Below are 23,859 nucleotides of genomic sequence, written 5' to 3'. Positions count from 1 at the left end.
AAAGGAGGGGCAAAACAGAGCCGGAGTAGCTATCGATTGAACAAAACGCCTTGCGATTTCTGGTCCCGATGATCTCCACGCAACTCGGCGTATAAAGCTCGACCTGCCTGAACGCCGGGGCGGGCGCTCATCATGTCTATCCACCGGGCGAAATGGGGTTTGTCCTCCAACACCTGCTGTTGCCCTTCCCACAGGCTGGCCCAGCCCCAGATTGACATGTCAGCGATGGAATAGAAATCGCCCGCGACGTATTCGTTCTTGGCCAACCTCCGATCGAGGACGCCGTATAGGCGCCCGACCTCAGAGCGGTAGCGATCTTTTGGATAGGGCAGGTCCTGTGGCGGGTCTAGTTGGGGGGCGTATTTCAGGAAGTGATGTGCCTGTCCAGCCATGGGGCCAACGCCGCCCATTTGCCACATCAGCCACTCTTCGACTGCGATCCGGTCACGCTCGGATTTGCCGTAGAAGCGCCCGGTCTTGCGGGCAAGGTACATCAGGATTGCACCGCTTTCAAAAACCGATACCGGTGCGCCGTCCGGGCCGTTTGGATCAACGATGGCAGGCACCCGGTTATTAGGAGATATCTTCAGAAATTCAGGGTCGAACTGGTCGCCCTTGCCGATATTGATCAGGTGGGTCTTGTAGGGCAGGCCCATCTCTTCCAAAGCGATGGACACTTTCCAGCCGTTGGGTGTGGGCCAGAAATACAGCTCAATCATGGTACCTCCTCAGCTTGGCAGCGATCATGAGAGTTTCGGCGCGTTCGGCAAGGGGGCGCGCAGGTCTGTTACGAAAGCGTGACTTTGGGCGTGTCGGGCTTGACGTGTTCCGGGCCTGGGCGTAAAGGCAACCCCATAAAGTGGCGATTTGTTACCGGATTGCGGGCCACGTTAAACAACACCGCTAAAAGGTCAGGATGAAAGACCCCTTTCGCTTGGCCGCGTCTGGGGTTTTTTGTTTGCCTCCTGCCGGGGGCTGAAAGGATTGACATGAGCGAGAGCTGGAACAAACGCACCCAAGCTGTCCATGGCGGCATCCGTCGCAGCCAGTACAACGAAGTCAGTGAGGCGATCTTTCTGACCCAGGGTTTTGTCTATGACAACGCCGAGCAGGCCGAGGCGCGGTTCATCGAAAGTGGCCCGGATGAGTTCATCTATGCCCGGTATGGGAACCCGACCGTCTCGATGTTTGAGCAGCGTATTGCCGCGCTGGAAGGGGGCGAAGACGCGTTTGCGGCCGCCTCAGGCATGGCGGCTGTCAATGGTGCGCTAAGCTCGATGCTGAAGGCGGGTGATCATGTGGTCTCGGCCAAGGCGCTGTTCGGATCGTGTTTGTATATCCTTGAGAACATCCTGTGCCGTTATGGCGTTGAAGTGACCTTTGTGGATGGCACCGATCTTGCAGCGTGGGAGGCCGCAATCCGGCCGGACACCAAGGCAGTGTTCTTCGAATCCATGTCGAACCCGACGCTTGAGGTGATCGATATCGCTGCCGTGTCGAAACTGGCCCATGCGGTGGATGCGGTTGTGATCGTGGACAATGTGTTCTCGACTCCAGTGTTCTCGCGCGCGATCGAACAGGGCGCGGATGTGGTCGTTTATTCAGCGACCAAGCATATCGACGGGCAGGGGCGTGCACTGGGTGGGGTGATCATCGGCACCAAGGACTTCATTCGTGGCACGGTTGAGCCGTATATGAAGCATACCGGCGGCGCGCTGAGCCCGTTCAGCGCCTGGATCATGGTCAAGGGGCTTGAGACCATGGCGCTGCGCGTCAACGCACAGACCGAGACCGCACAGAAGATCGCGGAAGCCCTGGAAAATCATCCGGCGCTAGAGCGGATGTTGTATCCCGGCCTGAAAACCCATGCTCAAAATGCCCTGGTGCAATCTCAGCTGGGCGGTAAGGGTGGCACGGTTCTGTCACTGGATATCAAGGGCGGCAAGGCGGGGGCGTTTGCGTTCCTGAATGCGCTGACAATCCCCGTGATCTCGAACAATCTGGGTGATGCCAAGTCGATTGCGACGCACCCGGCCACAACCACGCATCAACGCCTGAGCGATGAACAGCGCGACGCGTTGGGCATCACTCCGGGTCTGATACGCCTGTCGCTGGGGCTTGAGGATGCGGACGACCTGCTAGCCGATCTGAAACAGGCGCTGGCGGCATCACAGGGCTAGTTCAGCCATAACAAGTTTTGGTCAGGCGGCGCTGATCCGCCTGATCGCGGCGCTTTTGGTTGAAAAGTGACGGTTTTCCGCCTCTGATTTCAACTCGAGATGCTATTGCGCGTGTACCGTTCCGGACTGGTTAATTAGACCTCGGTCGTATATAAAGGACGACCTAGCAAGGGGCCCGTGCCAATGAACATTCATCCGCGCGACATTGACGAAACACCCGATGGCGATCAGGCTGCTGCTGCCCTGAACGTTCTGCGCGAGTGGGCGAAAACGGCCTCGGCTGCCGAGATTAACCAGCTTGACCCGGCTGTGGCCCAGCTCGTGCCAGGTCTGATGCCGTCGAACTATCCGGCGCTGTCGCGCGTATATCCCGAAGGATTTGAGGTCGACGAAGCCTACAAGTCGACTTTGCCCGATCTGCAAAATGGCCCGTCCAGCTTGATCCGAGGGGCGAAACAGCAGATTCAGCATGTAGGCATTTCGAATTTCCGCCTGCCGATCAGGTTTCATCGCAAGAAGGGCGATGACCTGACGCTGGAAACTTCGGTGACCGGTTCGGTCAGTCTAGAGGCCGAGAAAAAGGGCATCAACATGTCCCGGATCATGCGGTCCTTTTACAAACATGCCGAGCGCACGTTCAGCTTCGAAGTGATGGAAGCCGCGCTTGACGACTATATGACTGATCTTGACAGCTTTGACGCGCGGATTCAGATGCGGTTTTCCTATCCGGATCGGATCGAAAGTCTGCGTTCAGGCCTGCACGGGTATCAGTATTACGACATCGCACTGGAACTGGTCGAGCGGGGCGGAGAGCGTCTGAAGATTATGCATCTGGACTATGTGTATTCGTCGACCTGCCCGTGTTCTTTGGAGCTGAGCGAACATGCAAGATCGATGCGCGGGCAACTTGCGACACCGCACTCGCAGCGCTCGGTCGCGCGGATTTCCGTGGTGGTGGATTGCAACGCGGATTGCCTGTGGTTCGAGGACATGATCGCGCTGTGCCGCCGCGCGGTGCCGACCGAGACGCAGGTGATGGTCAAGCGCGAGGATGAACAGGCCTTTGCCGAGTTGAATGCCGCCAATCCAATCTTTGTCGAGGATGCAGCGCGTCTGTTCTGTGCCGAGTTGCAGGCCGATCATCATGTTGGCGACTTCCGCGTGATCGCGAGCCATCAGGAAAGCTTGCACAGCCATGACGCGGTATCGATTCTAACCGAAGGTCCGACGTTCGAATCCGCCAGCCTGGACCCACGTTTGTTTACAACACTGTTCCATGTGGGCTGATTGAGCCTGCGGAAGCTGTTGGAAAAACAATCAAAAATCCCGCATGGGCGCTTTTTTGCCGCATTGCAGCAGGAAATGCTGCATCTGCGCTGTAAATTGCGATAGTCTGCCCCTGAATGCAGCTGCTGCGCATCCGATAATTCCGGGGGGCGCCGCCTGAAAGGAAGTCGGGACGTGCAACGCCTTGCACCGCGAACCTGCAAATCCGCCCAGACGATTGGGGCGGGCAGGGTCCTTTACCCGATTTCCGGCTGCATCAGTTTTATCAGGAGAGACATGCAATGAATCCGATTTCCCAACCACTTGAGTTTCAGGCTGCAGCCATCCGTATCGCCGGTTATGCAGTGGTCAGCCAGATGGAGATCATGCAGATCATGACCCGTGCCGCGTTCGAATTGCCGATGGCGCAGCTGCAGGGGGTGACCATGACCCAGGCACCAGCGCCCGCCGCCCGCAAGGCGGCCCCGGTAAAACCCGCTGTCCGGAAGCGCGCAAAACCGGCGGCCAAGCCCAAAGCGGCCGCCCCGCAACCCAAAGCGGCCCCAGAGGTGAAACCTGTTGCAGCCAAGCCCGCGCCCAAGGCGGAGCCGGCTAATGCGGGTATTGCTTTTAAATCAGTTGCCGCGAACAAGGCGAAGCCTGCAGTGGGCAAACCAGAAGCGGCGTCCGCTGCCAAGCCCGTCGCAAAAGCTGCAGAAACTGCCACGGCCAAGCCTGCGATGGCAAAGGTAACCCCGCCCAAGACAGAGGCTGTAAAAGTGGTTTCGGCAAAACCTGCTCCGGCAAAGGCTTCTGCGCCAAAACCGGTTGCTGCCAAACCGGTTGCTGCCAAAGCGGTCCCGATCAAGCCTGCGCCGCAAACGGCTGCCTCAACTGCAGCCGCCGGACAAACCAAACCTGCAACGCGGCGTGCCAGAGCGCCTGCCAAACCGCCAGCGATGCCCACGACCGGAACAAAATCCGACACCTAACCCGGATCATCGGCTTGACACCGTAGTGCTGGCGCGCCAACGCTGCCCGTCATGATGGATCTTCGCCCGGTTGGATATGTAATTGGTCTGCTGGTCGCCATTCTTGGGGCGACCATGCTGCTGCCGATGCTTGCCGACTTGATCGAAGGCCGGGGCGAATGGCACGTTTTCTTTGAGAGCGCGGTCATCACTCTTTTGACGGGCAGTGTTCTTGCGATGAGTTGCTCGAACGGAGTGGGTGAAGGGCTGACCATCCGTCAGACCTTTTTGTTGACCTCGGGCGTCTGGGTGGCGCTGCCGATCTTCGGTGCCATCCCGTTCCTGTTAGGCGAGACGGAGTTGCGCTTTGTCGACGCCTACTTTGAGGCGATGTCGGGCCTGACGACCACCGGGTCGACGGTGATTTCCGGCCTCGATGAGTTGCCTCAGGGCCTGCTTTTATGGCGCGGTGTCCTGCAATGGCTGGGCGGCATCGGTATCATCGTCGTCGCCATGGTCTTCCTGCCTGAGCTGCGTGTCGGAGGGATGCAGATCTTCCGCTCGGAAGGGTTTGAGACCATGGGGAAAATCCTGCCGCGCGCGCAGGAGATTGCCGGGCAGATATCGCTTATCTACGTGTTTCTCACGGTGGTATGTGCGTTGGTCTATGCCGGTTTCGGCATGAGCTTTTTCGACGCGATCGTTCATTCCATGACCACGATCGCAACTGGTGGGTTTTCGAACTACGACAGCTCATTTGCACGCTTCTCGGGACCTATGGAATACGCTTCGGCGGTGTTCATGATCCTCGCCGCGCTGCCATTTGTACGTTATGTGCAGCTGGCAAATGGCCACACAAGCTCGTTGTGGCAAGACAGCCAAATCCGGGCGTTTCTGGCCACCATCATTGTTCTGGTCCTGGTCATGTCGGTGTTTCTGACGTCGGTTTTCCCGCACCATTGGGAACAGGCCTTTCGCGAGTCGCTGTTCAACATCACATCAATCATTTCGGGCACTGGCTATGCCAGTGTCGATTACATGGGATGGGGCAGCTTTCCCATCATGCTGTTCTTTCTGATCGGCCTGATCGGAGGTTGCGCCGGTTCGACCGCTTGTTCGATAAAGGTGTTCCGTTATCAGTTGCTGTTCGCCTCGATCAAAACGCAGATCCGTCGCATTCGGTCCCCACATGGGGTGTTCATGCCACGCTATGACGGGCGGCCCATCAGTCGGGATGTTCTGACCTCGGTCATGAGTTTCTTCATGTTCTTCGTGCTCTCAATGGGGGTACTGTCATGGGCGCTGGCCTTGACCGGATTGGATTTCATAACGTCCGTGTCAGGCGCCGCGACCGCGCTGGCCAATGTGGGGCCAGGGCTGGGTGATCAGATCGGGCCTGCGGGCAACTTCGGCGCGCTAAATGACGGCGCCAAGTGGCTGCTGACCATTGGGATGCTGGTCGGCCGGCTTGAACTGCTTGCCGTCTACGCAATCTTTACCGTTCAATTCTGGAGAGGCTGATGAAACGACCCCTTGGGGCGCAAATCTCGCACATGCTGAGGGATCGCGGCGTCGATGTGATCTTTGGTATTCCGGGTGTTCATAATCAGGAAATGTATCGCGGCATCGAAGAGGCGGGGATCACGCATGTACTGGCCCGGCATGAACAGGGGGCCGGGTTCATGGCCGACGGCTATGCGCGCGCTTCGGGCAAGCCGGGGGTGGCCTATGTGATCACCGGGCCGGGGTTGTGCAATATCATGACACCGATGGGGCAGGCCTATTCGGATTCGGTGCCGATGCTCGTGCTGTCATCATGCCTGGATGACACGCAGACGCGGCGGGGGCAGTTGCACCAGATGAAGGATCAGCGCGCGGCGGCCGAGACAGTGGCCGACTGGTCCTGTCAGGCAAGTGATGCGCAGGCGGCTTACGGTCTGATCGAACGCGCCTTTGAAGAGTTTGCGCTGTCGCGCCCGCGGCCAAAACACATTCAGGTCCCTATTGCGCAGTTGGAAACCGAGGCAGAACCCGCGCCATTTCCGAACCAAGCTGCCTTGCGCAACAAATCGCTACCGCCGGATGTGGCACCGGTTCTGTCACTGCTCAATATCGCGCGGCGGCCGTTGTTTATCCTCGGTGGCGGGTGCCGGTCAAACTTATGGCGCCAGATCCTTACCCAACTGGGCGCGGCTTGTTTCACGACCTCGGCCGGGCGGGGGCTTGTCGGGGTCGGCTATCCGCTGGACTTCGGATCGATGCTGACCCGTCCGGGCAGCGCCGAGGTGATTGCCTCGGCCGATCTGGTGGTGGTTGTGGGCGCGGAACTGGGTGAAGTTGATATGTGGCGGCATGATCTGGGCCATTCCGCCCAGCTTGTGCGCATCGATCTGGACCCCGAGGTGCTGTCGGATCGCCAGAGGGCGACGGTCAAGTTGCAGGCGGATGGTGAGAGTTTTGCTCAGGCCCTGTGGCATGTTGCCGAAGAGATCAAACCGGCAACCGGTTGGTCCAAAGATGAAGTGTGTGCCGCGCGTACGCGCTGGCGGGCCGAAGTGGATGCGGTGCGCCCCGGTATTGTTCCGGTGGCCGATGCGCTAAGGCAGGCGATGCCCGCCGAGACGATGATCTACTCGGACATGACGCAATTCGCCTATGTCTCGAAAGAGGTCTGGGACATGCATTACCCCTATCACTGGCACCACCCGACCGGATTTGGCACCTTGGGTTATGCCCTGCCTGCTGGGATCGGTGGAGCGATCGCGCGGCGCGGCAAGCCCACGGCGGTGATCGCAGGCGATTACGGGTTTCAATATACCATGCAAGAGCTTGCGGTCGCGGTGGAACTTGGCGTGTCGCTGCCCGTAATCCTGTGGGACAACGGCAAGCTGAAAGAGATCGAGGACAGCATGGTACGCGGACAGATCGCGCCCAACGCTGTAACCGCGCGCAACCCGGATTTTTGCAAACTGGCCGAGGCGTTCGGGGCCCTGTCGACCCAACCGGGTACCCTGGCTGAGATGCACGATGCCGTGCGTATGGCGTTCAAGGCCAACGGGCCAACGCTGATCCGGGTCACGCCGGATATTCTGTAAGGTCATGGAAAAAGGCGCCACACCTGTGTGTAGCGCCTTTTCGTTGATCCCGGTGATTTAGTCCCAGCAGTGAACCAGAACCGTCATCCCGTTGGCCCGGCGGCTCAGCTCATTTGGAGAGATTTGGGCCGAGGCCTGTGCTGGCTGACCCGAGACGCCTGCCTTGGTTAGAACTTCGGTCAGGCGTTCGACATTGGCGGCGAGGCTGACCGAACCGGGCAGGGCGCGCCCGTCAGACGGGGCGGGTAGCAACATGCCGATCACACTGCCGCTGTCATCAAAGACCGGCCCACCCGCGTCTCCGGGTTGTGCTGCCAGTGCGAGGCGTTTGACGCCATCTTCGCCGTTCAGGCCGCGAATGTCGGCGATCTCGCCAAAGGTCAGAGTGGGGGCACCCAGTGCGCCTTCATAGGAAAAGCCTGACACGGCGACCTGAGACTGTATGCGCGGTTGGTCGGTGTTGAATTCAGCGACGCTGATCGGAACCAGGGTTTGGCTGGGGCGCAGAACGGCAACACCGAGGGCGGCATCCTGCCATGCCACCTGAACTTCCTGATCGTTGTCCAGTGTGATGCGCGTACAGCTGTCGGCGGCTTCGGCCACCGTCAGGACGGCTCCACTGGCATCGGCAAAGAAGCCCGACCGCGACAGGCGCGGTTTGCGGATTTGCAGACCAGACATAAGATCAATGCGCTGTTCGGCGTCCGCTCCGGCACCAGCATCCAGCACAGCATCGGTGGTGGTAAAGCTGACCCGCATCGCAGCGAGAACGCGCGCGCGGCGGGCGTCGTCGCCTTCGGGCCAGACCAGCGTGAAGCCTTTGATCTGACCATCCTTCAGCGCAGCTTGCGTGAACGAGACAATCCCGTTGCCACGCCCTTCAATGGTGAAGCTGTTGCCACGCAGGTCGCGCTCGCCCTCAAGTGGGATGATCTCAAGCGATTGCATCACCTGATAGAGCGCGCGCAGGGTGGCGGGCGAGCCCTCTTGAGAGATCAACAGCGCCTTGGCGTCCAGATCGGAGGTGGGTTTGAAATGGGCAAAAGGGGCCTCATAACGGTCAAGGCCCAACACCCCTAGCGGCATGTCCAGTGTGATTCCGGCCTGCGGGTCGGAATACCGTACCATCCCGACGCTGATCAACGGGGCGTTATAGTCATCCAGTAGGGTTTTGCGCTGCAGCGTGGTCAGAACGCCGGTCGCCTCGAACCCGTTAAAGCGCTGCCAATCGCCCATCGATCGGCGGGTGCCCTGGCCGAATGCGCCGTCGATGGTTGAATCGTAAAACCCGGCCGCCTGCAGCGCGGTTTGCAGATCCTTGCGTTCTTGCGCGGTCAGCAGGCGTTCGCCCTGCAATGCCTGTGCCCGGCTTTCGTCCGAGGCCTGTGGGGTCAAGCCGGCTTGTGGTTGTTCCTGTTGCGGCTCTGGCTGGACGGGCGCATTGATCACACCCCGGTCGAGGATATTGGCACCAACAGGCCAGAACTGCTGCCCCAGAGCGTTGGAGAAGGCGATAAAGCTGTCCGATGGAATCTGACGCTCGGCTCTGTAGACGCGCAAGACCTGCTCGGCGTCATCGCGCAAGTATGGCCCGATAACAATGGCATACCAGCCGGAGTTCAGGCGAAACCCGTTCACGTCGGGCAAGGCATTGGCGTAGGCCTGCGCGCGCTCTTGGGCCTCGCGTAGCGAGGGTTGTGCCTCGATCTGAACCCAGACGCCAGCGTCCTGCTGGGCAAAGGCGGCGCGCAGGCCAAAGAGGAAGAAGAATGTAATAACTGTAAATACGCGTGTCATTGTCTGCCCGTGTTATGCAGTGTTTTCACTTTCGCGCAGATTACGCGGAATTGCCGCATGATTGCCATGCCCGGATTACGGGGAATTCTGGGTGTGGCTGCTCAGCGACAGACTGTTCCCATTGGCCCGTTGACGCCCCTTGGTGGCTTGCATAGGAAGGGCCGAACCCACCGGAACCCGCCCAAAGGGATTGATATGACCGAACCCAACAACGCACCACGTTCGTTTCAGGAGATCATCCTGCGGCTTCAGACCTATTGGGCCTCAAAAGGCTGCGCGATCCTGCAGCCCTATGACATGGAAGTCGGGGCGGGGACGTTCCACCCGGCGACTACGCTGCGCGCCTTGGGGTCCAAGGCCTGGGCAGCGGCTTATGTTCAGCCATCGCGCCGCCCAACGGACGGGCGGTATGGTGAAAACCCGAACCGGTTACAGCACTACTATCAGTACCAAGTTCTGATCAAACCAAGCCCGCCGAACTTGCAAGAGCTGTATCTTGGCTCGCTCGAGGCTATCGGTGTCGACATGAACCTGCACGACATCCGGTTCGTTGAGGATGACTGGGAAAGCCCAACGCTTGGCGCATGGGGTCTGGGCTGGGAGGTCTGGTGTGACGGCATGGAAGTCAGCCAGTTCACCTATTTCCAACAGGTCGGGGGCCATGATTGTTCGCCGGTGTCAGGTGAGCTGACATACGGGTTGGAGCGGCTGGCCATGTATGTGCTGGGCATCGATCATGTGATGGATATGCCGTTCAATGATCCGCAGTCACCCAGTCCGATGACCTATGGCGATATCTTCAAGCAAACCGAAGAAGAATACGCCCGCTGGAACTTTGACGTGGCCAATACCGAAGTTCTGTTGCGCCATTTTGAAGAGGCCGAAGTTGAATGTGCCAACATTCTGGCACAGGACCATGACGACCCGAAAACCGGCAAACGCATTGTTATGGCGCATCCCGCCTATGATCAGTGCATCAAGGCCAGCCATATCTTCAACCTGCTGGACGCGCGTGGGGTGATCTCGGTCACCGAACGGCAGGCCTATATCGGACGTGTCCGTGCTCTGGCCAAGCAATGCGCCGATGCGTTCATGCAGACCGAGGCCGCCGGGTTCGAGGTTTGATGGCGCGCTCAGGCCAGTCCTGGCAACAATGCCTTAAGGCCGTCCGCGATCATGCTGATGGCAATGGCCGCAAGGATCATGCCCATGAAGCGACTCATGATCACGCGAGCGTTGTCGGAAAGCCGTTTGGCCAAGGCGGACGCGTTCCAGAAAGTGATCAACAACAGGCTTACGACGAACAGAAAAACCCCGGCGTAGACAATGGCTTCGACCGGAGTTTTAATGTGATGAGCGTAGAGGATCAACGTTGTGATCGTTCCCGGGCCGACCAGAATAGGAAAGGCCAACGGATAAAACGCCACCGTCTCGGGCGCCGGGTAGGATTTCTTTTCTCCGTCGGTCCCATGGTGCGAGCTGCTTTCGTTTCCGTTCAGCATGTTCAGACCAATCATCAAAACGACCAATCCACCGGCGACACGCAGATCATCGACACTGATACCAAACAACCCAAGCGCTTGGCTGCCGATCGCGGCGAACGCGCTACCCAGGATCACACAATACAGCGCGGTCTTCACAGCAACCTTGCGCTGATCAGAGGTGGGCAGGTCTTGCGTAACGCTCAGAAACACAGGCAAGTTTGTGATTGGATTCATAATCGCAAACAACGCGCCGAAGAATCCGACGGCAAGGGTGGTTTCCATTTTGCTAGCCTCATGTTTGCCTGTGCTGGTTTGGAAACTGTCTTATATTCTGCAAACATGAAAGAGGCGTCGTAAAAGATGACCGGAAAACTGTTGGCTTTGATCTTGTTGTTTTCTGCGGTGCTGGCAGGCGCTGGGATGTACTATTTGCAGGTATATGGGTTCTACTACGATGTTGAACCGCGCGCAGGGCAGGACGTTGTACTGCTGGCGCAGGGCGCTGAAGAATCTGAGCCGATTGCCTATTCCGGGTTTCAGGGGATCGATGCTGATAGCTCTCCGATCCGATACAGGGCTTGCTTTGAAACCAACCTGACCCCCGATCAGATGAGCGGATTTGTCTTTGTTGAAAACCCTGAACCTCTGACGGCGCCGGGGTGGTTTGACTGCTACGATGCTGTTGCCTTGGCTGACGCGTTGAAATCGGGGCGTGCGCAGGCATTCATGGGCACCAAGAACATCCATTACGGCGTCGACCGTATCATAGCCGTAACGCAGGACGGCAAAGGGTTCGTTTGGCATGAGCTGAACAATTGCGGCGAAAAAGCCTATGACGGAACAGTTGTGGGCGAGGAGTGCCCGCCAAGGCCGCAGGATTGACGCAGATGGGGCTGGTCGTCGAGATCCCGGATTTCCTGACCGCAACGCTGGGCTTTGCGGTGTATCTGCTGGGGGCCGAGATCAATGCCCGCGTCGCAGCTTTGCGCAGCTTTAATATCCCCGAACCGGTGACCGGCGGGTTACTGGCCTCTTTGCTGGTGCTGCTGTTGTATCTGGTGTTCGGCGTTGAATTGTCGTTCGAACTGAACACACGTGACTTTCTGTTGGTTCTCTTCTTTGCGGGGATCGGTCTGAACGCGCGGCTTTCGGATTTGATTGCAGGCGGTAAGCCTTTGTTGATCCTGCTGGTTTTGACACTTCTGACGATCGTTGCGCAGAACGTGATCGGTGCTGTCGGTGCTGCGTTGTTCGGCTATCCGGCGCAAGCTGGTGTGCTATTTGGTTCAGCGGCCTTAATCGGTGGGCACGGCACCGCGATTGCCTGGGCACCTGAAGTAAGCGAGGCCACAGGGCTGGCTGGCGCGACCGAGTTGGGAGTGGCGGTCGCCACCTTGGGCCTTGTGCTGGCGGCACTTGTCGGCGGTCCAATTGCACGGTTGCTGATCGAGGGACGAAACCTGAGCCCCAGCCGCCCGGAAGAAGAGCATACGGTTGGTCTGCCCGACGGGGGCGATCAAAAGTCCGGGATCGACCACCTGACGGTTATGCGGGTGCTTCTGTTTCTGAACCTCGCGATCATCTCGGGCTATGTTCTGAGCGAGGCAATCAGTGCTGCAGGACTGAAACTGCCCTTGTTCGTACCCTGCCTGATCATGGGGATCGTGATTGCCAACCTGCGCGCAGCGATTGCCCCGAAAGCACCACCTGTGTCGCGTACACCGTCACTGGCACTAATCTCGGAATTCGCGCTGGGGGCGTTTCTGGCGATGTCTCTGATGAGTCTTCAGCTTTGGACAATCGCAGAACTGGGCCTTGCTATCGCTGTGATCATGACTGCGCAAACCCTATTCACGGTCGTGTTCGTGTTGTGGGTCCTGTTCCCGCTGATGGGGTCGAACTACCGCGGTGCCGTTCTGGCTGCCGGGTTCGGGGGCTTCGCTTTGGGCGCAACCCCGACCGCAATTGCGAATATGACCGCCGTAACCAAGCGATATGGCCCGTCGCCTATTGCCTTTATCGTGCTGCCCCTTGTATCCGCCTTCTTTGTGGATATCGCCAATGCCATCGTCATCCAGACGATTGTGAATTTCTAAGGACCGACTATGCCCGACCTGCTGATCGAACTGTTTTCCGAAGAAATCCCCGCGCGGATGCAAGCCCGTGCCGGTGAAGACCTGAAAAAGCGGATCACGGACGGTCTGGTTGAGGCTGGTCTGACCTATGTCTCTGCCGCTGCACTGACGACGCCGCGTCGCCTGACGCTGGCGGTTGAGGGCCTGCTGGCGGAAAGCCCCACGATCCGCGAAGAGCGCAAAGGCCCCAAGGTCGGCGCGCCTGACAAAGCCATCGAAGGGTTTCTGCGCGGCGCGGGTCTGACCCGAGATCAATTGGAAGAGCGCGACACGCCCAAAGGCGCAGTCTATTTCGCTACCATCGAGAAGGCGGGTCGCCCGGCAGCCGAGATCGTGGCCGAGGTGCTTGAGGAGGCGATCCGCAACTTCCCATGGCCCAAGTCGATGCGCTGGGGTGCCGGATCAATGCGCTGGGTGCGGCCTTTGCATTCAATCCTGTGCATCCTGACGGATGAAACCGGAGCGCAGGTCGTGCCGCTTGCGGTCGAAGGGATCGCATCCGGCGACACGACTGAGGGCCATCGTTTCATGGCCCCGAACCGGTTTGCCGTGACCTCGTTCGAGGATTACGCCGCCAAGCTGAAACGCGCCTTTGTGGTGCTGTCGCCCCAGGAACGCGCCGAGCATATCTGGAACGACGCCCAGAACATGGCCTTTGCCGCCGGTCTGGAAGTGGTCGACGATCAGGGCCTGCTGGCCGAGGTCGCTGGCTTGGTCGAATGGCCCGTTGTGCTGATGGGGCAGATCGACGAGGAATTCCTCGAACTGCCGCCCGAGGTGCTGCAAACCTCGATGAAAGAGCACCAGAAGTTCTTTTCTGTGAAGAACCCCAAAACGGGGCGGATCGAGCGCTTCATCACCGTGGCCAACCGCGAAACCGCCGACAACGGCGCGACCATTCTGGCGGGGAACCAGAAGGTGCTTTCCGCCCGTCTGGCAGATGCGAAATTCTTCTGGGAGAATGACCTGCGCGTCGCCAAGTCGGATATGACCCAGTGGACTCGCGCGCTGGAGAATGTGACCTTCCACAACAAGTTGGGCACGCAGGCAGAACGGATCGACCGCATCGCAGCACTTGCCCGCGAACTGGCCCCGGTGGTCGGAGCAGATGCCGATCAGGCCGAAAATGCCGCGCGTCTGGCCAAGGCTGATCTGAACTCGGAAATGGTCTATGAATTCCCCGAACTTCAGGGGCTTATGGGGCGCTACTACATCGAGGCTGCTGGCGAAGATGCCGCCGTCGCGGCTGTGGCGCAGGAGCATTACTCGCCGCTTGGGCCGTCGGATGACGTGCCGACCGCGCCGCTGTCGGTGACCGTGGCGCTGGCTGATAAGCTGGATACACTGACCGGGTTCTGGGCGATTGATGAGAAGCCGACCGGATCGAAAGACCCGTTTGCGCTGCGCCGTGCGGCCTTGGGGGTTATTCGGTTGGTTTTGGAGAGCGATTTGCGTCTACGCCTCAGCAGCGTGGTAGACCGACAGTTGTTGCGACTCGAACTTACGGGACTACGTGAAAGTGGAGATGAACAAGATTTGTTCACGCTCGAAAGCACTCTGAAAGAGATTGCACAGCACGGTGTTTTTGGAGCAGCTTTCAAATCTGTGGTGAAGAAAATCTCCGAAAGCGATGATTATCCGTTCGAGCCAGACGTGAAAGTCGGCTCTACGCTCAGTGTCGTATCGGCCAAGATTGACGGAGCTTCTTCCAGCCTCCTCTCCTTCTTCCACGACCGCCTCAAGGTCTTCCTCCGCGACGAGGGCATTCGTCATGACATCATCGACGCCTGCATCGCGATGGACGGCAATGACGACCTCAACCTGCTGGTCAAGCGCGCCCGCGCACTGAATGCGGTGATTGCAACCGAGGATGGCGAGAATCTCGTGCAGGGGTTCAAGCGGGCCAATAACATCCTGTCTCAGGCGGAAGAGAAGGATGGAGTGGAATACTCCTACGGTGCGGATGTGAAATTTGCCGAGACCGACAGCGAAAAGGCGTTGTTTGCGGCACTTGATGCGGCAGAGGCCAAGATCGATCCGGCGCTGAAGGCAGAGGATTTCCCAACAGCAATGGCCGCCATGGCCGCGCTGCGCGGGCCGGTGGATGCGTTCTTTGAGGACGTGCAGGTCAACACCGACAATGACATCCTTCGCCGCAACCGTCTGAACCTGCTGAGCCAGATCCGCAAGGTCTGCTCCAGCGTTGCCGATCTGACCCGTATCGAGGGATAACGCCCTTGCGCCATGGGCGCAGGGGCTTATGCTGCGGTGAAACCAAAAGGTGCCGCAGTGCAGAATAATCCGCATACAACGCTTATTACTTCGAAAGCGCCCATGCACGCCAATACCCATGGCGGCAGGGCGAAGTGTCTGCAACGTCTGGTCCGGCTGGATATGCCAGTGCCGCGCACGGTGGCGCTGTCTTTTGACGCGGTGCAGCAAATTGCCAAGGGCGACATTCCCGATATTGCGGCGATTATGGAACAGTTCGATGCCGAGACGCTGTTGTGTGTACGGCCCAGTTCGGAAGACCCCGATTGGGGCGGGCCGGGGGCGGTGCTGAATATCGGTATGAACGATGCCCGCTATCTGGATCGGTCGGCGGATATGGGGCGGGATGCGGCAGCGGCGCTCTATCGGCGATTTGTGCAGAGCTATGCGCTGCATGTTGCACGGCTGGACCCGGATGTGTTCGATGATATCGAGGCGGACGGGCGCGAAGGATTGAGCCTGTCCTTGCGGGCCTATGAGGATGAAACCGACGAGGCGTTTCCCCAGGATCGGGGTGATCAGCTGATTGGCGTGCTGCGGTCGATGGCGCGGGCGTGGGATGGCACCTCGGCGCGGCTGTTGCGCCAGGCCAAGGGCGCACCTGCGGATGCCGGACTTGGGCTGGTGGTTCAGGAGATGATTCCGGGTGTCGGGCAAGGCGAATGCGGCTCGGGCGTGTTGCAACTGATTGATCCGGCAACGGGTTTGCCTCAGATCACGGGCCGGTACCTGAGCCAGAGTCAGGGGCGAGATGCGCTGGGCGAAGGCGTTGCCGCACTGTATCTTGAAAAGGATGATCGCGGACCATCGCTAGAGGATGTGGCGCCCGAGGCTTTCGCAGACCTCAAGGCCAACGCCGCGCTGATGCGCGAAAAGCTGCGCGAAGAGATGCAGGTTGAGTTCGTGGTACAGAATGGGCAGGTGCATATTCTGGACGGTGTGCGGGTGCCGCGCGGGTCGCGGGCAGGGATGCGGATCGCGGTGCGGCTGGCCGAAGACGGCATCATCCCACCGCAAGAGGCCGTTATGCGCATTGATCCGCATTCGCTGAATGAACTCCTGCACCGGCAGGTCCACCCCGAGGCCGAGCGTGATGTGCTGACCGCCGGTATCGCTGCCAGCCCTGGCGCCGCCACGGGCCGGATCGTCTTTACCGCCGCCGAGGCGCAGGCCAGCGCCGCGCGGGGCGAGCCATGTATTCTTGTGCGCCGCGAGACCTCGCCCGAGGACGTGCGGGGGATGCACGCTGCTGTAGCGGTGTTGACCGAAAAGGGCGGGATCACCAGCCATGCGGCGGTGATTGGCCGGGGTCTGGGCTTGCCCTGTATTGTTGGCGCGTCCGAGATGCGGTTTCAGACCAAGAAAAAGATGCTGAATGCACCTGACGGACGGGTATTCAAGACAGGTGATATCCTGACCATTGATGGCACGTCCGGGCAGGTTCTGGCCGGGCAACCCGAGATGCTTGAGGCCGCGCTGGATGATTGCTTTCAAACCCTGATGGGTTGGGCCGATGCCGAGCGGGACATCGCCATTCGGGCCAATGCTGACACGCCTGCCGATGCGCAAACAGCGCGGAACTTTCAGGCGCAGGGCATTGGTCTGTGCCGGACCGAGCACATGTTCTTTGATCCAGGTCGCCTGACCGTAATGCGTGAGATGATCTTTGCGCAAACGCCCTCGGGTCGGGCCGCTGTTCTGGAACGCCTGCTGCCGATGCAGCGGCAGGATTTCGTTCAATTGTTTCGGATCATGGAGGGGCAGCCGGTTTGTATTCGTCTGTTTGATCCACCTCTGCACGAATTCCTGCCCACCACCCGCACCGGACAGCGAGAACTGGCCGAGGCGCTGGATCTGCCGGTTTCGGATGTCGAGCGCCGGGTCGAGGCGATGAGCGAATACAATCCGATGCTGGGTTTGCGCGGGGTGCGTTTGGGCGTGACCGTGCCGGAAATCTACGACATGCAAGCCCGCGCCATCTTTGAAGCGACGCTGGAGGCCAGTAAGGAAGGTGCGCCGGTGGTGCCCGAGGTGATGATCCCGCTGGTCTCGGCCAAGCGCGAGGTTGAATTGGTCAAAACCCGGATTGATACGGTCGCGGCCGAAGTTGCCTCAGAACAGGGGCAGGAGTTCGATTATCGGCTGGGCGTGATGGTGGAAACGCCCCGGGCCTGTCTGCGCGCGAATGAGATTGCCCCTCATTCCGCCTTTCTCAGCTTTGGGACCAACGATTTGACACAAATGACCTATGGATTGTCGCGAGACGATGCGGGGCGGTTCATGTCGGCTTACGTGAATTTGGGGGTCTTCAACGAAGATCCGTTTCACGTGCTGGATGCGGATGGTGTGGGTGAGTTGTTGAAACTAGGGGCTGAACGCGGGCGCGAGGCACAACCTGACGTTACGCTATCTGTCTGTGGTGAACATGGTGGCAACCCCGAATCAATCGCCCTCTGCAGGGACCTCGGGTTCGACTATGTGTCCTGTTCGCCGTTCCGTGTGCCTGTCGCTCGGCTGTCTGCCGCTCAACTGGCAATTTCGTCCAAACTTGGGGGTTGACTTGACCCCTTAACCCTAGAAATAGTGGGTTTGGGATGGACCTGTGGCCGAAAAAATACGGTCCGACGGGCAAGAATCCACTTGCATTTTTATCAGAACTGGACGTCTCGCTGCGTCTGGGGTATTAGCCTCGTCGCGCCCGCCGGGGGAGGGTTTGGCGCGTATGTGCCTGTGCGAGGTTATCTGATGAGACGCTACATAGTGGCTGTTGCCGTAATGGCAGCAACCGTGCTGCCTGGTTTGTCCATTGCTGAAAGGCGGGGCGAAGATAAGTCTGTTGAGTTGGTTACACGGAATGAGTTGCCAGCACAAAATTTCCGCGACTACCTGAAGCTGTTCAAGCCACGTAAAACGCCGGAAAAAGTCGAAGTTTCTTATACCAAGGGCTGGTTGGACCAACAGCCAAAGGCGAATGGTGACGAACATTTCCGCTGCCTTGCCGAAGCGCTGTACTTCGAAGCCCGTGGTGAAAGCGTGCGCGGCCAATTCGCCGTTGCCGAAGTGATCCTGAATCGCGTTGATAGCGGCCGTTTTCCAAGCTCGCTCTGCGGTGTGATCAAGCAGGGGACAGGCAAGCGGTACCAGTGCCAGTTCACCTATACTTGCGATGGCCACAAAGAGGTCATTAACGAAAAACGAGCGTATGAGCGTGTGGCCAAGGTGGCGCGTGCCGCAATCGACGGTGTGGCCGAAGAGATGACGGCAGGTGCTACGCACTATCACACCAGGGCGGTTCGCCCGTCTTGGTCGCGGGTTTACAAGGAAACTGCACGCATTGGAGTGCACATCTTCTACAAGCACAATTATCGCACCGCGAGCAACTGATTGACGAAAAGCGAGGGGGCGCGCAGCAATTTGTGCCGCCCGCCAGTGGCTCAAGAATTGACTCTTCGCTGAGAATCCTGCGATTTCCGGTTCAACTGACGCCGCAATCAAATGCTGGAATGGCGTTTGTTGCGGTGCTACACGCCCGCGAAGCTAATAAATTGGTCTGATCAGTCCACCGAGCCCGAAAAGGTCCGTCGCATGAGTTCCGAAATCCGCCTTGCCTTTGCGCATCCGTCCGAACGGTCCGAGGCAACTGCGCCTCGCGGTCCGCTGGATCGAATCTCGTTGCGGGATCATATCGTCGAGGTCGAGATCGGTGCGTTTCAGGCTGAACGAGGAACGACTCAGCGGATCTGTTTCAACATCGTTGTCGAGGTGCGCCCGCTGAGCGATCCGATTGACGATGATGTGGACCGCATCCTGTCCTATGACCGGGTGACCGAGGCCATTGCGTTTGAGCTGGCGGCGGAGCGGTTGAACCTTTTGGAAACGTTGGCTGACCGCGTAGCAGAACGGATTTTGCTTGAACCTCAGGCCGTAAGGGCCTTTGTTCGCATAGAGAAACTGGACCGTGGCCCGGGGGCTTTGGGCGTCGAGATCGTGCGTGGCAAAGACAACGTGCATCACGATGTGACCGAGGAAGAACGCCCACACCCTCGGCTTGTGTTTCTGTCGAACAGCGCGATCGCCTCGGACAACCTGGCTGGTTGGATCGACCAGCTTGAGAGCCGACAGCGCCCGTTGATCCTGTGCGCCGGTGCCTCTGATCTGGTGGTGCCGCAGACCGGTCATGTGATGACTCAGCGCCGGATTGATTTATTGGCGATCGAACAGAACGCCTGGGTTCTGGCGGCGCGGGATCACCGCTGTGTGGTCGTGTCAACACGAACCGAGCTGGATTGGGCGATGAAAAACGGCCAAATCTGCGTCTGGGCACCGTCCAAGATCGTGCTGGATGCAGTGGATGGCCCATCGGCAGCGCCGTCGGATGCCGTCGCACTTGCGGCTTGGTTTGCGGCAACCTTTGAGGCCAGCGAGTTGTTGGTGATCGGCGCAGACCTGCCCGCGGCCCCAAAAACGCCGCTGCGCGCGGTTCCGGTGGAACAGGCGCAATTGTGACTGCTTACTACCGACCATTGGTCCAGCACGGGCGATTGCGGCCTGATGCGGCAATGACTCTGGCGGGGCAGAATCTGTGGTTTACTCAGGCCGAACGGTTGCAGCGCGGGCGAATTTCGCAGATCGTTGAAGCCGTTGATATACCCGTGGAACAACTGGACCGCCTGACCCAGCCGCGCCCGCCAATTGCCGGGTTGGATATGGCACAGCCTCAGATCATGGGCATCCTGAACGCAACACCAGACAGTTTCTCGGATGGCGGGCGGCACAATTCTGTTGATGCCGCGCGCGCCGCTGCCGTCGATATGGTGGCGCATGGGGCAAGCATTCTGGACATCGGCGGCGAATCCACGCGCCCGGGTGCTGATTTCGTGCCCGAAGACAAAGAAATTTCCCGCACGCAGCCTCTGATCGAAGCGATCCGTGCCGCGTCGGATACGCTGATCTCAATCGACACACGCAAGGCCCGCGTAGCAAAGGCGGCACAGGAGGCGGGTGCTGGTCTGATCAATGATGTTTCCGGCTTCACCTTTGACCCTCAGCTGGCGCCGTTTTGTGCGCAGGTTAAGGCTCCGGTCTGTGTGATGCACATGCAGGGTGATCCGGCCACGATGCAGGATGAGCCGTATTATGATGACGTATTGCTGGACGTTTATGATTTTCTCGATGGGCAAATCGCGCATCTGGAAGGGCTTGGGCTGAGCCGTGATCTGATTGTCGTCGATCCCGGCATCGGGTTCGGCAAGAACACGGATCATAACCTTAGGCTTCTACAAAATCTCAGCCTGTTTCATGGGTTGGGTTGCCCGATCTTGCTGGGTGTTTCGCGCAAGGGGTTCATCGGCCAGATCGGCAAAGAGCCGCGCAAGGATGCGCGCGCGCCGGGTTCAATTGCCGTTGCTCTGGCGGGATTGTCTCAGGGCGTGCAGATTATCCGCGTACATGACGTGGCTGAAACCGCTCAGGCCTTGCGTCTTTGGGCCGCCGTCCGGTAATCCGGGCATAAGGAATTTTCAGGAGAACGACTTATGCGCAAGCTGTTTGGTACCGACGGGGTGCGGGGGACCGCAAATACGCACCCGATGACGGCAGAGATGGCATTGCGCATGGGCGCGGCAGTTGGCCGGTATTTCCGCCGTGATGCCTCGGGTGTGCACCGGGTCGTCATCGGCAAGGATACCCGGCTTTCGGGTTATATGTTGGAAAATGCTCTGACGGCCGGCCTGACTTCGACCGGGATGAACGTGCTGCTTCTGGGCCCGGTGCCGACACCAGCGGTTGGGCTGATGACCCGCTCGATGCGGGCTGATCTGGGGGTGATGATCTCGGCCAGCCACAACCCGGCCGAGGATAACGGAATCAAGTTCTTTGGACCGGACGGGTTCAAGCTGTCAGATCAGGCCGAAATTGACATTGAACGGTTGATCGAAGAGGGCGTGCAACCGGCGCAGGCGAAGAACATTGGCCGGGCCCGTCGAGTCGATGATGCGCGGTTTCGCTATGGCGAGCGGGTAAAATCGTCTCTGCCGCGCAATCTGCGACTGGATGGACTGAAGGTAGTGGTCGACTGTGCCAATGGCGCGGCGCACCGGACCGCGCCCGAGGTCCTATGGGAGTTGGGCGCGGATGTGATCCCAATCGGCATCGCGCCTGACGGCAAGAATATCAACCTTGGTTGCGGTTCCACACAGCCGCGCATTGCTGCTGAGACCGTTGTCGCGCATGGCGCGGATGTGGGCATTTGTCTGGATGGGGATGCCGATCGTGTCGTGGTGATTGACGAAACCGGCAAGGTCGCCGACGGGGATCAGTTGATGGCGCTGCTGGCAAGCGCCTGGTCGCGGGACGATCAGCTTAAAGGTGGGGCGTTGGTGGCGACGGTGATGTCGAACCTTGGGCTCGAACGGCATTTGGCCGGGCAAGGGCTGCGGCTGGAACGAACCGCGGTTGGTGATCGCTATGTGGTTGAACGGATGCGCGAGGGCGGGTTTAACCTTGGTGGTGAACAGTCTGGCCATATCGTGATGAGCGACTATGCCACGACCGGCGACGGGCTGATGGCCGGGCTGCATTTTTTGGCCGAGATGGTCCAATCCGAAAAGAAGGCCTCGGAGTTGTCGCGCCAGTTCGAAACGGTGCCGCAATTGCTAAAGAATGTGCGGTTCACAGCTGGGCAGGCTCCGTTAGATGCCGCCACGGTCAAGACCGCCATCTCCGAGGCCGAGGCGCAGTTGAACGGGCAGGGGCGATTGTTGATCCGTAAGTCGGGGACTGAACCCCTGATCCGTGTCATGGCCGAATGCGAGGATGCCGCCCTGCTGAACCAAGTGGTCGACGGGATCGTCGCTGAGGTCGAGGCGGTAGCCGGTTAGCGCCTTAGAAGCATTTTCTGCAGGGTGAACCACTGGCTGATGGCCAACCCGGTCAGGATCATGGCCAGCGCGATGTAAAATCGCAGCGGCAAGGCCTCGGACAGTACCAACGCCCCGAAGACCATCGACCAGATAGGCACTTGGTAGTTTACCAGCGTCAGAAAAACCGACCCGGCGCTGCGGGTGATGGAAACGCGCAGCAGGTTGGCAAAGGCCGTGGGAACAAGGCCCAGAACGATCAATGCCACGCTGGGTCGCGTACCCTGCCAGGATGGCAGGCCCTCGGTCAGCAGCATGATCGGAATCAACAGTACCGCACCAACCAGCAACGTCAGGGCGGCCAATGCCATCGGGTCAATCGGCGGGCACCGACGGGTCAGGATTGACGAGCAGGCATAGCAAAGTGCTGCCGTTACGCAGGCAAGTTGCGACAGCGGTTGGGTACCTTGACCCAGCTGCGCCAAACCGGGCCCAATCAACACAAGCGCGCCAGAGAATCCAAGGCAGACGCCGATCAGACGCCGCAGGTTCATCGGTTCGTCCGAGAATAAATGCGCCAGTGGCAACACCATCAGCGGAATCGCGGCCATAGACAGGCCCGCAAAGGCTGATGGGACATATTGTTGGCCCCAGCTGAGCAACATAAAGGGCACTGCTGTCGACAGAATGCCGATCGAGAAGATTGAACCAATCAGAGGTGGCGTCAACGCAGGGATGCGCCGCCCGGTGAGGCGCATTAATATCAGGAGCATTACGGCCCCTAATGTTGTTCGCGAAGTTGCAACTGTGACCGGCCCATACCCTTCAAGCGCCATGGCAACCACCATGAACGTACCACCCCAAATGAGGCCGAGCGTAAATACACCGCTCCAATCTTGTTTCGTCGGTTGTTGAACCATTCCATCCCCTTATCGCGCGAATTTAATGGTGTCACGCACTGATCTTGACCTAACGTTAGCTTTTACTTACCGTAAGTAATGGCTTACGATAATATGTTCTCAGCGCTTGGCGATTCCACCCGCCGTCAGGTCTTTGAGGCCGTCGCCGAATGCCCTCGGGCCGTTGGCGATCTGGCCGCAGACTTACCTGTGAGCCGCCCGGCGGTCTCACAACATCTGAAGGTCCTATCTGATGCTGGACTGGTGGTTTGCCGGGCCGAGGGTACGCGGCGGATCTATGCCGCACGGCCCGAAGGGCTGGCGGATTTGCGCGCCTGGCTTGAGCGGTACTGGTCGGACGCCTTGGAGAGCTTCGCCGCCGAGGTAAACAAAGGACGAGACGCATGATCGACCCAATCATCAAAACAATTGTCGTGAACGCGGTGCCAGAGCGCGCTTTTGATATCTTCGTAAACCGGATCGCCAAATGGTGGCCCTTGTACGGGCATGCCGTGTCTGCCTCACAAGGTCAGCCTGCGCTGGCGGTTGTGATCGAACCTCGGGTCGGCGGCGCGGTGTATGAAAAAATGTTCGACGGCGCGCGCGCAGATTGGGGTACAGTGTTGGTCTTTGAAGAGGGTGCCCGGCTGACTTTTAGCTGGCACCCCGGCACAAACAAAGACCGCCCAACGCAGGTCGAAATCAGGTTTGAGACCTATGGAGACGGGCAGACCAAAGTGACATTAACGCATTCGGGCTGGGAAGTTTGGGCAACGGAGGCAACAGGTAAGCGCACCGGTTACGATAGCGGCTGGGATTATGTTCTGGGCGAATGCTACGCAAATGCTGTTGCGAAATGAAAAGGGCGGCCACTGGGGCCGCCCTTTCGCTGACAAATGTCAGG

The 23,859-nt window shown here is 59.1% G+C and carries 20 protein-coding genes and 1 riboswitch; of the genes, 16 read left to right on the top strand and 4 right to left on the bottom strand.

The annotated features are described in order from the left end of the window. Nucleotides 1-29: 29 nt before the first annotated feature. Nucleotides 30-719 carry a glutathione S-transferase N-terminal domain-containing protein gene (locus BLU89_RS05660; RefSeq protein WP_074735146.1) on the bottom strand — a complete coding sequence of 230 codons (690 nt, stop codon included), beginning with the start codon at nt 717-719 and terminating at the stop codon, nt 30-32. A 130-nt stretch (nt 720-849) separates the two neighbouring features. Then, nucleotides 850-927, top strand: a riboswitch (SAM riboswitch). 62 nt (nt 928-989) lie between these two features. Between BLU89_RS05660 and metZ the strand changes: the two genes are divergently transcribed. The 5 genes from metZ to BLU89_RS05630 all read left to right on the top strand — a co-directional run bounded on the left by metZ (nt 990) and on the right by BLU89_RS05630 (nt 7,512). Further along, nucleotides 990-2,180, top strand: coding sequence for an O-succinylhomoserine sulfhydrylase (metZ, locus tag BLU89_RS05655; protein ID WP_074735145.1), 1,191 nt, complete (start codon nt 990-992; stop codon nt 2,178-2,180). Between the two features lie 183 nt (nt 2,181-2,363). Continuing rightward, entirely contained in the window at nt 2,364-3,467 is a 1,104-nt protein-coding gene (gene folE2 / locus BLU89_RS05650; protein WP_074735143.1) for a GTP cyclohydrolase FolE2, read from the top strand. 281 nt (nt 3,468-3,748) lie between these two features. Continuing rightward, nucleotides 3,749-4,438, top strand: coding sequence for a hypothetical protein (locus tag BLU89_RS21500; protein ID WP_176797659.1), 690 nt, complete (start codon nt 3,749-3,751; stop codon nt 4,436-4,438). A gap of 51 nt (nt 4,439-4,489) precedes the next feature. After that, nucleotides 4,490-5,938 (top strand): TrkH family potassium uptake protein, encoded by a 1,449-nt coding sequence (locus BLU89_RS05635; RefSeq protein WP_074735137.1) that lies wholly within the window; start codon nt 4,490-4,492, stop codon nt 5,936-5,938. Further along, complete coding sequence (locus BLU89_RS05630) at nt 5,938-7,512, top strand: thiamine pyrophosphate-binding protein (RefSeq protein ID WP_074735135.1); 1,575 nt, start codon at nt 5,938-5,940, stop codon at nt 7,510-7,512. The genes BLU89_RS05635 and BLU89_RS05630 overlap by 1 nt, the downstream gene beginning before the upstream one ends. Nucleotides 7,513-7,569: 57 nt before the next feature. Here BLU89_RS05630 and BLU89_RS05625 read toward each other — a convergent pair whose 3' ends face one another. Beyond that, nucleotides 7,570-9,309 (bottom strand): serine protease, encoded by a 1,740-nt coding sequence (locus BLU89_RS05625; RefSeq protein WP_074735133.1) that lies wholly within the window; start codon nt 9,307-9,309, stop codon nt 7,570-7,572. A 195-nt stretch (nt 9,310-9,504) separates the two neighbouring features. Between BLU89_RS05625 and BLU89_RS05620 the strand changes: the two genes are divergently transcribed. Further along, complete coding sequence (locus tag BLU89_RS05620) at nt 9,505-10,434, top strand: glycine--tRNA ligase subunit alpha (protein WP_074736417.1); 930 nt, start codon at nt 9,505-9,507, stop codon at nt 10,432-10,434. Nucleotides 10,435-10,442: 8 nt separating this feature from the next. On the opposite strand, the gene BLU89_RS05615 is transcribed toward BLU89_RS05620, so the two are convergent. Continuing rightward, complete coding sequence (locus BLU89_RS05615) at nt 10,443-11,075, bottom strand: MarC family protein (RefSeq protein WP_074735132.1); 633 nt, start codon at nt 11,073-11,075, stop codon at nt 10,443-10,445. A gap of 78 nt (nt 11,076-11,153) precedes the next feature. Between BLU89_RS05615 and BLU89_RS05610 the strand changes: the two genes are divergently transcribed. From BLU89_RS05610 to glmM, 8 genes are all read left to right on the top strand, one after another. Beyond that, nucleotides 11,154-11,675 carry a DUF6446 family protein gene (locus tag BLU89_RS05610; protein ID WP_074735130.1) on the top strand — a complete coding sequence of 174 codons (522 nt, stop codon included), beginning with the start codon at nt 11,154-11,156 and terminating at the stop codon, nt 11,673-11,675. 5 nt (nt 11,676-11,680) lie between these two features. Beyond that, entirely contained in the window at nt 11,681-12,889 is a 1,209-nt protein-coding gene (gltS, locus tag BLU89_RS05605; RefSeq protein WP_074736416.1) for a sodium/glutamate symporter, read from the top strand. Nucleotides 12,890-12,898: 9 nt separating this feature from the next. Continuing rightward, nucleotides 12,899-15,160: a glycine--tRNA ligase subunit beta gene (gene glyS / locus BLU89_RS05600; protein ID WP_074735129.1), complete on the top strand. Its 2,262-nt coding sequence runs from the start codon at nt 12,899-12,901 to the stop codon at nt 15,158-15,160. Nucleotides 15,161-15,262: 102 nt separating this feature from the next. Then, complete coding sequence (locus tag BLU89_RS05595) at nt 15,263-17,758, top strand: putative PEP-binding protein (RefSeq protein WP_074736414.1); 2,496 nt, start codon at nt 15,263-15,265, stop codon at nt 17,756-17,758. 186 nt (nt 17,759-17,944) lie between these two features. Further along, complete coding sequence (locus BLU89_RS05590; protein ID WP_074735127.1) at nt 17,945-18,583, top strand: cell wall hydrolase; 639 nt, start codon at nt 17,945-17,947, stop codon at nt 18,581-18,583. 201 nt (nt 18,584-18,784) lie between these two features. Then, entirely contained in the window at nt 18,785-19,705 is a 921-nt protein-coding gene (locus BLU89_RS05585) for a dihydroneopterin aldolase (RefSeq protein ID WP_074736412.1), read from the top strand. Further along, nucleotides 19,702-20,700: a dihydropteroate synthase gene (gene folP / locus BLU89_RS05580; RefSeq protein ID WP_245709661.1), complete on the top strand. Its 999-nt coding sequence runs from the start codon at nt 19,702-19,704 to the stop codon at nt 20,698-20,700. The genes BLU89_RS05585 and folP overlap by 4 nt, the downstream gene beginning before the upstream one ends. 33 nt (nt 20,701-20,733) lie before the next feature. Continuing rightward, nucleotides 20,734-22,077: a phosphoglucosamine mutase gene (glmM, locus tag BLU89_RS05575; protein WP_074735124.1), complete on the top strand. Its 1,344-nt coding sequence runs from the start codon at nt 20,734-20,736 to the stop codon at nt 22,075-22,077. Here glmM and BLU89_RS05570 read toward each other — a convergent pair. Beyond that, nucleotides 22,074-22,976, bottom strand: coding sequence for a DMT family transporter (locus tag BLU89_RS05570; protein WP_074735122.1), 903 nt, complete (start codon nt 22,974-22,976; stop codon nt 22,074-22,076). The two genes, glmM and BLU89_RS05570, sit on opposite strands and share 4 nt — an antisense overlap. A 78-nt stretch (nt 22,977-23,054) precedes the next feature. Here BLU89_RS05570 and BLU89_RS05565 point away from each other — a divergent pair, with 78 nt between their 5' ends. Then, on the top strand, nt 23,055-23,363 hold the full coding sequence (locus BLU89_RS05565) for an ArsR/SmtB family transcription factor (protein WP_074735121.1): 309 nt from the start codon (nt 23,055-23,057) through the stop codon (nt 23,361-23,363). Continuing rightward, complete coding sequence (locus BLU89_RS05560) at nt 23,360-23,815, top strand: SRPBCC domain-containing protein (RefSeq protein WP_083347677.1); 456 nt, start codon at nt 23,360-23,362, stop codon at nt 23,813-23,815. Before BLU89_RS05565 ends, BLU89_RS05560 begins: the two co-directional genes overlap by 4 nt. Nucleotides 23,816-23,859 lie beyond the last annotated feature (44 nt).

Origin of the sequence: Ruegeria halocynthiae (assembly GCF_900106805.1) — a bacterium.
Lineage (GTDB): Bacteria > Pseudomonadota > Alphaproteobacteria > Rhodobacterales > Rhodobacteraceae > Ruegeria > Ruegeria halocynthiae.
This window is presented reverse-complemented; position numbering and strand designations above follow the sequence as displayed.